9 protein-coding genes are annotated in these 12,669 nt (G+C 65.2%); 5 read left to right on the forward strand and 4 right to left on the reverse strand.

Going from position 1 to position 12,669, the window contains the following annotated elements:
• Positions 1 to 6: 6 nt before the first annotated feature.
• Positions 7 to 1,713, forward strand: a complete 1,707-nt coding sequence (locus QOH60_RS27560) for a thiamine pyrophosphate-binding protein (RefSeq protein WP_526425059.1) — start codon at positions 7 to 9, stop codon at positions 1,711 to 1,713.
• 25 nt (positions 1,714 to 1,738) lie between these two features.
• Here QOH60_RS27560 and QOH60_RS27565 read toward each other — a convergent pair whose 3' ends face one another.
• Positions 1,739 to 2,032 (reverse strand): hypothetical protein, encoded by a 294-nt coding sequence (locus QOH60_RS27565; RefSeq protein ID WP_526425060.1) that lies wholly within the window; start codon positions 2,030 to 2,032, stop codon positions 1,739 to 1,741.
• A gap of 172 nt (positions 2,033 to 2,204) precedes the next feature.
• On the opposite strand from QOH60_RS27565, the gene QOH60_RS27570 reads away from it, so the two are divergent.
• Entirely contained in the window at positions 2,205 to 3,641 is a 1,437-nt protein-coding gene (locus QOH60_RS27570) for an aldehyde dehydrogenase family protein (protein WP_526425061.1), read from the forward strand.
• Here the strand turns inward: QOH60_RS27570 and lipL are convergent.
• On the reverse strand, positions 3,638 to 4,930 hold the full coding sequence (gene lipL / locus QOH60_RS27575; RefSeq protein WP_526425062.1) for an esterase/beta-lactamase LipL: 1,293 nt from the start codon (positions 4,928 to 4,930) through the stop codon (positions 3,638 to 3,640). The genes QOH60_RS27570 and lipL overlap by 4 nt on opposite strands.
• A gap of 100 nt (positions 4,931 to 5,030) precedes the next feature.
• On the opposite strand from lipL, the gene QOH60_RS27580 reads away from it, so the two are divergent.
• A complete protein-coding gene (locus QOH60_RS27580; protein ID WP_526425063.1) occupies positions 5,031 to 5,951 on the forward strand; it encodes an LLM class F420-dependent oxidoreductase in 921 nt (306 codons plus the stop codon).
• A 210-nt stretch (positions 5,952 to 6,161) separates the two neighbouring features.
• On the opposite strand, the gene QOH60_RS27585 is transcribed toward QOH60_RS27580, so the two are convergent.
• Positions 6,162 to 6,788: an NADAR family protein gene (locus tag QOH60_RS27585; RefSeq protein ID WP_526425064.1), complete on the reverse strand. Its 627-nt coding sequence runs from the start codon at positions 6,786 to 6,788 to the stop codon at positions 6,162 to 6,164.
• A gap of 319 nt (positions 6,789 to 7,107) precedes the next feature.
• Here QOH60_RS27585 and QOH60_RS27590 point away from each other — a divergent pair, with 319 nt between their 5' ends.
• Both QOH60_RS27590 and QOH60_RS27595 read left to right on the forward strand, forming a co-directional pair.
• Positions 7,108 to 7,521: a Zn-ribbon domain-containing OB-fold protein gene (locus QOH60_RS27590; RefSeq protein ID WP_526425065.1), complete on the forward strand. Its 414-nt coding sequence runs from the start codon at positions 7,108 to 7,110 to the stop codon at positions 7,519 to 7,521.
• Positions 7,522 to 7,535: 14 nt separating this feature from the next.
• Positions 7,536 to 8,678: a thiolase family protein gene (locus QOH60_RS27595; protein ID WP_526425066.1), complete on the forward strand. Its 1,143-nt coding sequence runs from the start codon at positions 7,536 to 7,538 to the stop codon at positions 8,676 to 8,678.
• Positions 8,679 to 8,691: 13 nt separating this feature from the next.
• Here the strand turns inward: QOH60_RS27595 and QOH60_RS27600 are convergent, their stop codons facing one another.
• Positions 8,692 to 12,663 carry a cadherin-like domain-containing protein gene (locus QOH60_RS27600; protein WP_526425070.1) on the reverse strand — a complete coding sequence of 1,324 codons (3,972 nt, stop codon included), beginning with the start codon at positions 12,661 to 12,663 and terminating at the stop codon, positions 8,692 to 8,694.
• Positions 12,664 to 12,669 lie beyond the last annotated feature (6 nt).

Raw genomic sequence — 12,669 nt, forward strand, 5'->3', positions numbered from 1 at the left:
GAAACCATGGGTGTTCCCGTCTACAAGCGGATTCTCGACCTGTTCGAGGCTGAGGGCGTCAACACGATCTTCGGCATCCCCGACCCGAACTTCGTGCACATGTTCCTCGAAGCGGAGACACGCGGCTGGTCCGTGGTGGCGCCGCATCACGAGCTGAGCGCCGGCTTCATGGCCGAGGCGGCGTCGCGGATGACGGGCAGGCCCGGTCTGTGCATCGGCACGCTCGGCCCGGGTGTCGCCAACATCTCGGGCGCGATGATGTGCGCGCTGGTGGAGAACTCGCCGGTGATCTTCCTCGGTGGCCAGCGGGCACGCATCACCGAGCGGCGCGTTCGGCGCGGCCGTATCCAATTCGTCCAGCAGGAAGGCCTTTTCACCCCGTCGGTCAAGTACAGCAGTTCCATCGAATATGCCGACCAGACCGATGAAATCGTCCACGAGGCGATCCGACGTGCCATGTCCGGAACACCAGGGCCGTCCTACATCGAGTTTCCTTCGCACGTGATTCTCGAGGAACTCGATGTGCCGGATCCGTTGCCGCCCAACAGGTATCGTCTCGTCAATCAGGGTGCCGGCGCGCGGGAGGTGGCCGAGGCCGCCACGCTGATCCGCGAGGCCGAGAGCCCGGTCCTGCTCGTCGGCCACGGCGTGCACACGTCGCGTACCGCGGCCGCGGTCAAGGAACTCGCCGACCTGATGTCCTGCCCTGTGATTCAGACCTCCGGCGGCACATCGTTCATCCCGGGCCTCGAGGACCGCACCTTCGCGTACGGCTTCTCGCCAGCGGCCGTCGAAGCGGTGGAGAAGTCCGACCTGTGCGTCGCTCTCGGCACCGAGCTCGGCGAACCGAGCCACTACGGCCGCACCCGGCATTGGGCGGAGCGCAATGACATCCGCAAATGGGTTCTGGTCGAACAGGATCCGGTGGCCATCGGCGTGAACCGGCCCATCGACGTGCCGCTGGTCGGCGACCTCCGGGGTGTCGTGCCCCAACTCGTCGCCGCACTGAAGGAGGACCCGCGGCCGCCATCCGCTGACCTCGACCGGTGGGTCAAGGAGGACGCCGAAGAGCTTGCGCAGCTGGCGGAGAACGCGCCGACCGGACGGACACCGGTGCACCCCGCACGTTTCGTGGTCGAGGCCACGAAGGCTTTCCCCAAGGACGGCATCATGGTGCGCGACGGCGGCGCGACCGTGATCTTCCAGTGGACGTACTCGCAGGCCAAGCCCCGCGACGTGATCTGGAATCAGAACTTCGGGCACCTCGGCACCGGGCTGCCGTACGCGGTCGGCGCGTCTGTCGCCGACGGCGGCAAGCGGCCGGTCATGTTACTCACGAGCGACTCCGCGTTCCTGTTCCACATCGCCGAGCTGGAAACCGCCGCGCGACTGCAGTTGCCGCTGGTGTGCGTGGTCGGCGTCGACCATCAGTGGGGACTGGAGGTCGGCGTCTACAAGCGCACGTTCGAACAGCCCTCACCGCAGCCGGGGGTGCATTGGAGCAAGGACGTGCGCTTCGACAAGATCGCCGAAGGGTTCGGCTGCCACGGCGAGTTCGTCGAGAAGGAAGACGAGATCGGCCCGGCGATCGAGCGGGCCTACGCCAGCGGCAAGACCGCCGTCGTGCACGTCTGCATTGACCCGAAAGCGAATTCTGAGGAGATGCCGAAGTACGCCGAATTCCGGACGTGGTATGCAGAAGGCACTCAGTAAGCGAATACTCTTGTGCCTGTAGCCCTTAACCCGCGCACTGCGGCAATGTGCCCGGCCCGTAGCCGCAGTCCAGAGGTCCCTGCTCTATCTGGCCCTGTGGCGCGTGCGGGTCGTCATGCCAGGAGTAGTGCCAGTCGTGGCAGGCATTCATGTCCCAATCTCCTGCGACTTTGCCCGGCAGGGGTTGCCCCGGGCACCAGCAGGCGTAACTCGTGCAACCGTCGGGATGAGCCTGGGCGACGCCTGCGCTCACGCCCGCCAAACTCACACCGCCGGCAACCAACACCGTCGTCGCCAACCCTGCAATTCCTCGTTTCATCCTTCTTCCTCCTTTCCTCGGTCGGTCGCGTAACAGGTTGCGGAAAACGCCTTGGCGAATGCTTGCGACGCAGCTCAACCTGGGTGAGAGTCCAAAAACGTCAAGCCTGTTTAAGCGTGACAGCGCGGCGACTAATGTCAATATCGAGAAGCCCAGCGGCAAGGAGTGTCCAGTGCGCGATTATCTGAAGTTCTACATCGACGGCCAGTGGGTCGACCCGATCGAGTTGAAGACGCTGGACGTCGACAACCCCACCACCGAACAGGTCTCCGGCAAGATCGCACTGGGATCGGCAGCCGATGTCGACAAGGCGGTCGCCGCGGCGCGCAAGGCGTTCGCGACCTGGTCGCTGAGCACCCGCGAAGAACGCCTTGATGTGCTGCAGGCGATCGCCGCCGAATACGGCAAACGCTCCAGCGACCTGGCCGACGCCATCCACGAGGAGATGGGCGCACCGCCGTCGCTGGCCGCCGGGCCCCAGGTGATGATGGGCATGGGCCAACTGCAGACGGCGATCGACGTGCTGAAGAACTTCTCCTTCGAGGAGGCGCACGGGTCGACGCTCATCGTCAAGGAGCCGATCGGCGTCTGCGGCCTGATCACGCCGTGGAACTGGCCGGTCAACCAGATCGCCTGCAAGGTGTTCCCGGCGCTGGCCACGGGCTGCACCATGGTGCTCAAGCCGTCGGAGGTAGCGCCGTACTCGGGCCAGGTCTTCACCGAGATCCTGGATGCGGCAGGCGTCCCCGCCGGGGTGTACAACATGGTCTTCGGCGACGGCCTGGGTGTTGGCGTCGCGCTGTCCAGCCACCCCGACATCGACCTCGTCTCCTTCACCGGGTCGACGCGCGCCGGGGTCGACATCGCGAAGAACGCTGCCGCGACCGTCAAGCGCGTGACGCAGGAACTCGGCGGTAAGAGCCCGAACATCGTGCTGGACGACGACAAGTTCGCCGAGAGCGTCGGTGCCGGCGCAGCGGTGATGATGGTCAACACCGGGCAGAGCTGTAACGCGCCGTCGCGGATGATCGTCCCGCGGGCCCGCATGAAGGAGGCCGCCGAGGTCGCAGCCGCAGTGGCCGGAGGGACCAAGGTCGGCGACCTCAGCGACAAGAGGGCCATCGGGCCGGTCGCGAGCAAAGCCCAGTTCGACAAGGTGCAGGGGCTGCTTCAGAAGGGTGTCGACGAAGGCGCCACCGTTGCTGCGGGCGGTCCCGGACGGCCGGACGGGCTCGACAGCGGCTACTACGTCAAGCCCACGATCTTCTCCGATGTCACCAACGATATGACCATCGCCCGCGAGGAGATCTTCGGCCCGGTGCTGTGCATCCTGGCCTACGACGACATCGACGACGCCGTCGAGATCGCCAACGACACGGATTACGGTCTGGCGGGCTATGTTTCGGGCGCCGACCTCGACGAGGCCCGTGCGCTGGCGCGCAGGATCCGGGCCGGGCAGGTGGCGATCAACCACGCGTTCGACCTCAACACTCCGTTCGGCGGTTACAAGCGCAGCGGCAACGGCCGCGAGTGGAGCGAATTCGGCTTCAACGAGTACCTGGAGATCAAGAGCGCTCTGGGATACGCCCCCGAGGGTGTGACGAGCTAACCGCTCGCCGCGGCAGCGGGTTTGGCCGTGGGCTTGCGCGTGCGCTTCGGGTACGGCGCACCGAAATCCGGCACCCGGACCGGGCCGGCTGACCGCGCGGCCTCGATAGCTGCCCGCAGCGGCCGGGCCAACAGCGCGAACGACGCCATGTCGAACAGCATCGGCGTGAGCAGCCGGTTGTGGACGAACGCGAATCCGGCGGCGCTCTCAGGGTCCGCCCACCCCAACGTGCCGCCGAGCCCGACGTGGCCAAACCCCTTGAGCACGCCCGGGATCGGCGATTCGTGGTAGCCGAGATGAAACGGCATCGGGACCACCATATTCACGTCGGGCAGCACGCGTGGGGTCCCGATCAGTCCCTGTGCGAGCTTCGCGGAGAGGAATCGCCTGCCGTCGACGCGGCCGCCGTTCGCGAGCGCGGCGTACATCTTCGCGAGCCCGCGTGCGGTCACGACACCGTTGGCGGCGGGCACCTCGCCGTCGAGAAACGGCATGTCGCCCTGCATCATCGACTTGATGCCCGGGAAGTACATCGAGCCGAAAGCACCGGAGAACGGCAGGCCCGCGATTCGCGGCGCGACCAAGTTGAACAGCGGATTCGCCCGTGTGCTCTGTGGCGCAAGGGTTTGCGCGACCTTGGTGGGGGCGTCGGCTGGTGGGCGGCCCAGGTACAAACCGTCGGTGTTCAACGGGCGCGCGAGCTCGGTTCTGATCAACTGCCGCATGCCCTTACCGGTGACCGACCGGGCAAGGCCAGACAACAGCCAGCCGTACGTCAGTGCGTGGTAGGCAGGCAGGCCCTTGAGGTGGTCGACCGGTGCGGCGGCCAGCCGCTGCTCCATCTGAAGGTGGTCCATCACCTCTTCTTTGGTGACGCCCTTCAGGTGCGACAGCCCGGCCCGGTGCCGCAACACGTCGCGAACGGTGATGTCTTCCTTGCCATTTGCGGCGAACTCAGGCCAGTACGTGGCGACAGGCTCGTCATACGACAGCAGCCCGCGATCGACCAGGCGGTGGATGACCGTCGTCGCCACGCCCTTGGTCGCCGAGAACACCATCGCGCCGGTGTCGGCCGTCCACAGCTGCTCGCCGGCGCGATCCGACCATCCCGTCCACACGTCGACTACGGGCTCGCCGTCGATAAAGACCACAAGCGCCCCGCCGCCGAACTTGCGTCCGGGGAACAGCTGGGCGAACAGCTTGGTCGCGCCGGAGAAGCGTGGATCGCTGGCACCCTGCACGCCGCGCGGCAGGCCGCTGTCTGGCTCGAGCAAGGAGGGCGGGGCCATGGTCCTCATCATGCGGCCGGGTATCGACCTTGATACATGAGAATGAAATTATCATCTGCGGATAATCACGTGACCGTGGGCGACAGAGGATAGGGACCAGATGCGATACGCAATCACTCACCCGATGATCTCCCACCCGTACAACCCGGAACTTGTGTCCGGCAGGGGCATTGCGAAGGTGGCCGCAGCGGCGGAAGCATGCGGATTTCACGGCTTCGGATTCACCGATCATCCGGCTCCGACGCAGCGGTGGCTCGACGCTGGCGGGCACGACGCGCTGGACCCGTTCGTCGCGTTGGGCTACGCCGCCGCGGGAACGACGACACTGCGCCTCATCCCTAACATCGTGGTGCTGCCCTATCGCAACCCCTTCGTCGTCGCGAAGGCCGGCGCAACGCTCGACCTGCTGTCAGAAGGCAGGTTCACACTCGCCGTCGGCGCGGGCTATCTCAAGCGCGAGTTCGCCGCTCTCGGAGTCGATTACGACGAACGCAACGAGTTGTTCGACGAAGCCCTCGACGTGATCCGGGCAATCTGGGTCGCCGACGACATCACGTTCGAGGGCAAGCACTTCACCGCGCGGGGGATCACCGCGCACCCCCGGCCCGCCAGCAGGCCGCGCCCACCGATCTGGATCGGCGGCAACACGGGCAAGGCCCGCCAGCGAGTCGCGGTACACGGCGACGGGTGGTGCCCGTTCCCGGCGCCCGCAATGCTGGCCAACACGGCGGGCACGACGGCGTTGGACTCCATCGAGAAGCTCGCTGACGGCATCGAGGACCTGCGCCGTCGTTTCGACGAGGTCGACCGGGACTGGTCGGAAATCGACATCACGTTCACCAACTTCGACGGCGGCAGAGCCGGCACACCGGACTTCAACCCCGACGCCTACCTGACCGGGCTGGACAAACTGGCTGCGATCGGGGTCACCTGGGTGCAGGTGGGCCTGCCCGGCGACAGCCTGGCCCACACCGTCGAGGCGATCGAGCAGTTCAGCGAGGCGGTCGTATCGAAGGCGTGACCGAGTGTGACGACAGGCCGTAGTTGTCACAGCCTCGCTGTTGCGGGCTGTTCGTTCCCCGTCGAGTTAAAGGCGATAGTGGTCATCAGTGACCCTGATCGCGAACACATCACTTCCCTGAACTGCGAGATGCACCGAGATCTCCGGGCAACCGTCGCTCCCTTGAGGCGATATTCACCACGGCAACGAATGCCCCTGGGTCCTCAAAGGCTAAGCGGCGGTCGCGCCCACGGTGCGGATCGGGACCCCATAGAGCTTGAAATCGGTGATGGGCAACGGAGTCACCACCAGCATCGCTTCCAGGCCGTGCTGGTCAAGGACGCTGCGCAGCAAGCACAGCAGTCGGCCAAGGATGTTGCGGCCGATAAGGCTTTCAGAGTTCTGGTCGCTCGGTATGGCGCCCCAATAGGTGTCCTTGTGGCTGTCCTCGACGATGGTCAGCCGATCGGTCGCCAGTAACAGTGGCGCGAAGGTCGCCGGATTGCAGGCCAGCTTCACCCGCAGCGACCACCACATGATCGGCACGCGCAGCGAATCGAAATCCGGGCGGGCATCCTTGCGATGCGGTTTGGATTTCATCTTGGCGGCCATCGGGCTTGCCTGAGCGATGACCTCGCGCTGCACCGTCGGCAGGTTCGGGAACCGGCATGCTTGATAGAGGGCCTCGGAGGTGCGGATCGGCACGTCGTTGACGACGATGGGGAAGCCGGCCGCCATGTTCGACAACCCGCCCCATCGGTCGCTGGTCTTACGGAACACCGCGCATTCCCAACGGCGGTAAGCTATTTGGGCTGCTGCCTCATCGAAACTCGCCAGCGCGGCGCGGTCCAGCGACATTGGACCACAGTATCTAGCTTCCTCCCGTTTTCGGTGCGATCACCCGGTCGCTTCGGTGCTCGTGCCGAGCGTGAGCAGTGTCGGCTCCAGCAGCTCCCATGCTGCGGCCAGGTTCTTGCCGACGGACCCTTTCGCTGCCACACACCGACTGGCGCGATCTCACCGACGACATTCCGGGCCAGTCGGTGACAGATACAGCCTGCGAGTGACAACTAAAGCCTGTAGGCACAGCGAGAACCGGATTTCCGATTCAGAGTAATGGCATTGTACGCTTTTGTAAGCGCATTATTGACGCTCGGACCCACGGAGGATCGCTGGAATGCAGAAAGCGCTCGCACCCGAGATTTCGACATGGCCTGACGAAAACCCCCAGCTCATCGGTAGTAAATGTGGTGCGTGCGGCGCTACCGCGTTTCCTCTGCAAGACCACTGCCCAAAGTGCAGCCGCGGCGAGATGGCCGAGTTGCTGCTGCCGCGTCAGGGCACGCTGGTGGCGTGGACGACGCAGGGCTTCCCACCCGGGGCGCCGTACGCGGGACCGACGGGTAAGGACTTCGTCCCGTTCGGGGTGGGCCTGGTGCAACTCGACGACGTCATCAGGGTCGAGGGCCGACTGACCGAGAACGACCCGGAGAAAATTCAGTTCGGTATGGACGTCGAGTTGACGATGCTGCCGTTCGCCACCGATGAAGAGGGCAACGAGATCGTGACGTTTGCCTTCCGGCCGGTCTGAGAGGAGATCCCGAAATGAACGATGTTGCGATCATCGGTGTGGGCCTTCACCCGTTCGGGCGTTTCGACAAGACCGCGATGGAGATGGGCGCCGACGCGATCCATGCCGCGCTGCAAGACGCCGGCATCGAGTGGAAAGACATCCAGTTCGGAGTCGGCGGCGCGCATGAGGTGTCCAACCCGGACGCGGTGACACGACTTGTGGGGCTTACTGGGATCACGTTCATCAACGTGTTCAACGCGTGCGCCACAGCCGCCACGGCCACCCAGGTGTGCGCGGACACGATCCGACTGGGCAAGTACGACATCGGCATTGCCATCGGTATGGACAAGCATCCGCGCGGCGCCTTTACTGACGACCCAGCCAAGTTGGCGTTGCCGCAGTGGTACGCACAGAACGGGCAGTTCGTCACCACCAAGTTCTTCGGGATGAAAATCAACCACTACCTCCACAAGCACGGCATCTCGCAGGAGACGCTGGCCAAGGTCGCGGCCAAGAACTTCCGCAATGGCGAGCTGAACCCGAATGCGTTCCGGCGCAAGCCGATCGCCGAAGAGGACATCCTGAATTCGCCGGTCCTGAATTACCCTCTGACGCAGTACATGTTCTGCACCCCCGACGAGGGTGCGGCCGCGGTGATCATGTGCAACGCGGACATCGCGCACCGCTACACATCCAAGCCGATTTACTTGCGCGCGGCCGAGATCCGCACGCGTACCTACGGCGCCTACGAGGTGCACGCCACGTCGGCTCCGCTCGACGAGGACTCCTCGCCCACCGTGTACGCGTCGAAGGCGGCGTTCGAAGCAGCCGGGGTGGCGCCAGAAGATGTGGACGTGATCCAGCTTCAGGACACCGACGCGGGCGCCGAAGTGATCCATATGGCCGAGGCGGGATTCTGCGCCGACGGCGATCAGGAAAAGCTACTTGCCGACGGCGCCACGGAGATTCACGGCGCAATGCCGGTCAACACCGACGGCGGACTGATCGCCAACGGCGAGCCCATCGGCGCCTCGGGGTTGCGGCAGGTGCACGAACTGGTCCGCCAGTTACGGGGGGAGGCGGGCGACCGCCAGGTGCCTGGCGAGCCGCGCGTCGGTTTCGCCCAGGTCTACGGCGCGCCCGGCACCGCCGCGGCGACCGTATTGACGTTGTAGAGGCGAACGCTCCCTAGAAGACTTGTAGGACCGTCTCCTGCACGTTCATGTCGGCGCCGGTGGCTGTCGTGATGTACGTCGTGACGAATACCCGGGTTCCATCGGGGCTCCACTTCAGTCCCGACACGGCTCCGTTGATCGTGACGGCACTGCCGATCTGCGTGCCTGTTGCGGTGTCGATGATCGCAGCTCGGCTGGTGCTTCCGCCGGTATTCGGGGAGGTGGCAACCAAGGCGCGGGTGCCGTCGGGGCTCAACACCACCCCTATGGGATTGCCGACGCCGGACGCGAGCACACCGCTGAGAAAGACGGTGGTACCGACCTCTGCGCCGGTGGCGGTGTTGATCGTTATCACCCGGGTGGCGCTCACGCCGGTGGCCGCGTTGTCCTCGCTGGTGGTGATGAGCGCGTGGGTGCCGTCGGGGGTGAACGCGGGCGGGGCGTAGGTGTCGCCGATGAGGTCGAGAGTGGTGCCGACCTGGCTGCCGGTGATCGTGTCGATCACTGCGACGGGGGTGCTGGGTACGCCGGGGTCGCCGATGTACCGGCGGTCTGTGGTGACCAGGGCGTGTGTGCCGTCGGGGGTCAGGGATGTCACGATCGATCGTCCGTTGGGGGTGAGGGTGAGGCCGGTGCCGACCTCGGCGCCGGTGCTGGTGTTGATCACCGTGACGCCTGTCGCGCTGGTGATCACTGCGCGGCTGCCGTTGGCACTGAACAGGATGCCAGCCGGCGTGCCATTGAGGGCAATGGTGGTGCCGATTTGGCTGCCGTTGGTGAGGTCGATGAGCGCCACTTGGTCGCCGGCGGTGATCATGGCGCGATTGCCGCCGGGGATCAAATTCGTCCGGCCGCCGTAGAGGCTGCTGGCGAGGATCACGGTGGTGCCGGTTTGGGTGCCATTGGTGGTGTTGATTGTTGTCACCCGGGTCGTGCTTCCCCCGCCGGCCTGGTTGGCACTGGTGGTGATCACCACGCGGGTGCCGTCGGAGCTCCACACCGGCAGGGTGCCGTAGTTGGGCATGCCCGAAAGGCTGAGTGTGGTGCCGATCTGATTGCCGGCGCTGTCGATAACGGCCACCAACATGGGCGCGACGACCGTGTCGTACTGGGTAGGAGTGATCGTGATCAGGGCGCGGCTGCCGTCGGCGCGCCATGTCGCAAAGGCAAAGGTGGATCCGGTGAGGGCGATGGGGGTGCCAATTTGGCTGCCGGTGGAGGTATTGATCATCGTCACTCGGCCGGTGTGCAAGCTGGTGGTCGAGTCGTAGACGTCTGTCGTGATGAGCGCCTTGGTGCCGTCGGGGCTGAAGATCGGCACGTAGCTGTAAGGAACGGCCCCGGTCAGGTTGAGGGTGGTGCCGGTCTGGGTGCCGGTGGTGGTGTCGAACACCGTCAGCCGGGTTGTCTTCTGTCCGGTCGCCGCGTCCGTGGCGTCGGCGGTGATCAGGAGATGACGGCCGTCAGGCGTGGGCGTCACCGAGTCATAGGCGCGGGTGCCCGTGAGGGTGAGCGTTGAGCCGACCTGGGTGCCGGTGGTGGTGTCGAACACCGCGAGTCGGGTGGTGTAGGCGCCGTTTCCCACGTAGACGCTGCTGCTGAGCAGCTGGCGAGTGCTGTCGGGGCTCACCTGCTGCACAGACCCGGTGCCGGCGAGGGTGAGGGTGGTGCCGATTTGGGTGCCGGTGGTCATGTTGAATACCGTCATCCCAGTCGTATCGGCTGTGTAATCGCGGGCGGTGATCACTGCGCGGCTGCCGTCAGGACTGAGCGTCGGCGCATAGAGGAGGGCTCCGTTGACGGTAAGGGTGGTCCCCGTCTGGGTGCCCGTGACGGTGTTGATCACTGCGACATTGTCCACGGTGGTGACGACGTCGGTGGTGATGAGAACGCGGCTGCCGTCGGGGCTGAACGTCGGCCCGTAGACGGACACTCCGTTGAGGGTGAGGATGGTGCCTGTTTGGGTGCCGGTGCTGGTGTTGAGCACGGCCACCCGGGTGGTCGTGGTGTTCGTGGTCGCGGAATATGCACCGGTGGTGAAGAGGGCGCGGGTGCCGTCGGGACTCAGCACCAGTGAGGACGATGAGCCGCCAGTGAGGGTCAGGGTGGTGCCGATTTGGGTACCGGTGGTGGTGTTGATCTCGGTCACGCTGCCGGTGCCGGTGCCCGTGCTGACGATGTATGCGCGGGTTCCATCCGCGCTCAACACCGGCGCGATTGGTTGAGGACCGGTGAACGTGAAGGTGGTGCCGATTTGATTGCCGGACGTGGTGTCGATCACCGCAACCCGGGTCGTCGATCCGCCGGTCCCGTTGGGGTAGGACTGCTGTGTGACGGGCCCGATGGGCCAACCAGTGACGAGCAGCGCGCGGGTGCCATCGGCGGTCACCACCAGTGAGCCCGGTCGCTGGCCCGTCATGGTGACACTGCCAAGGGCGAAGACTCCGTCGCTATTGGCGGCTGGCGCGATGGCAACGGTGACGGGCACTGTTGTAGCGGCTTTGCCGTCGCTGGCGGTGATGGTGAAAGTCGTTGAATGCACTCCTTGTGGTGTCGTCGCGGCGTCGCGCGCGGCCTGTGTGGGTGTGAATGTGTAGACGCCGGGGCCCGTGATGGTGACGGTGCCGGTGGCGGGTTGAGTGGTTGTGTAGGTGAGGGTGTCGCCGTCGGGGTCGGTGAAGTTCAGCGCAACGGTGACCGCGCCGGTGCTCGCGTTGGGGGTGCTGATGGTGGGTGTGCCGGCGACGGGCGCGGTGTTGGCGCCGGCGATGGTCAGGGTGCGCAGTTGCCCGTCGGCCATGTCCGACACATACAGAACCCGCCCGTCGGGGCTGACGGCGATGTTGTGCCACTGGTATTCCGGCGCGGCGTCGACGCTGGCAGTGGTGATGACGGTGTTGGTCTTGGTATTGATCACTGACACTGTGTCGTTGGCGTTCGGCGCGTAGAGCACCGAGCCGTCGGGAGAGAGCGCGATGCCGAACGGGTTGGGGCCGACCGCGATCGATGACACCGTCGGTGTCGGGGTGGTGGTGTTGATCACCGACACAGTGCTGCTGCCCCAATTGGACGTGTACAGACGGCTGCCGTCTGGGGAGATCGCCAATCCGAACGGATTGGCTCCCACCGCAATCGAATTGCCGATCGGCTGATTGGTGGCGGTGTTGATCACTCGCACACTGGCCGAATTCCAGTTCGCCACATACAACTTGGACCCGTCGGTGGAGAGCGCCAACCCGGTCGGAAGGCTCTGTCCCGATATCGTCGCGCTGATCGCATAGCTGTCGGTCGCCGGAGTGGCGGTGATCACCGACACCGTATTGGTGTTCTGGTTGCTCACATACACCTTCTGCTGCTGGCTGCCGGCAGGGCTGTAGACCGCGATGCCGTTGATCTGCCCAGCATTGGTGGTCACGGTGCCCACGACTGTGTTGGTGGCGGTGTTGATCACCGACACCGCGTTGATGCCGCCGACGAACAGCCGTGACCCGTCGGCTGACAGTGCCATCACCCGTGGCGAAGACACCACATTGACCGTGACCGGTGTGGCCGATGGGTTGGCGCGGTCGATCACCGAGATCGTGTTGCTGCCCTGGTTGGCCACATACGTCTTCGTCGCGCTGACAGCCACACCTATCGGCGAGGATCCCACCTGCTTGGAGGTCGGGGCCGAGACAAGCGCGGCCGACACCGTGACCGAAACACTCACGGGCGTCGAGGTCTGCCCATCGCTGATCGCGACGGTGAAGTTGTCGACATCGGGTCCCGCAGTGGTGCCGGCGAGCAGGCGTGCCGCCTGAGTCGGCGTGTAGATGAACGTACCCGTGGCGACGTTCATCATGACAGACCCACTCGCAGGCGCACCGGACACGGTGTAGCTCAACGTGTTTCCGTCTGCATCCGAGCCGTTGACGGATCCGCTGACCGTCCCCGTTGTTTGATCCGGTGTGCTCATCGTCGGCGTCGCCGTTGGCGGATGGTTCACCGGTGG

It is taken from the genome of Mycobacterium sp., assembly GCF_032159765.1.
Taxonomy (GTDB): domain Bacteria; phylum Actinomycetota; class Actinomycetes; order Mycobacteriales; family Mycobacteriaceae; genus Mycobacterium.

Coding starts and splice junctions, on each gene's coding strand:
- QOH60_RS27560 (WP_526425059.1), top strand. CDS start 7: ATGGGTGTTCCCGTCTACAAGCGGATTCTCGACCTGTTCGAGGCTGAG.
- QOH60_RS27565 (WP_526425060.1), bottom strand. CDS start 2,032: ATGAAACGAGGAATTGCAGGGTTGGCGACGACGGTGTTGGTTGCCGGC.
- lipL (WP_526425062.1), bottom strand. CDS start 4,930: ATGGCCCCGCCCTCCTTGCTCGAGCCAGACAGCGGCCTGCCGCGCGGC.
- QOH60_RS27580 (WP_526425063.1), top strand. CDS start 5,031: ATGCGATACGCAATCACTCACCCGATGATCTCCCACCCGTACAACCCG.
- QOH60_RS27585 (WP_526425064.1), bottom strand. CDS start 6,788: ATGTCGCTGGACCGCGCCGCGCTGGCGAGTTTCGATGAGGCAGCAGCC.
- QOH60_RS27590 (WP_526425065.1), top strand. CDS start 7,108: ATGCAGAAAGCGCTCGCACCCGAGATTTCGACATGGCCTGACGAAAAC.
- QOH60_RS27595 (WP_526425066.1), top strand. CDS start 7,536: ATGAACGATGTTGCGATCATCGGTGTGGGCCTTCACCCGTTCGGGCGT.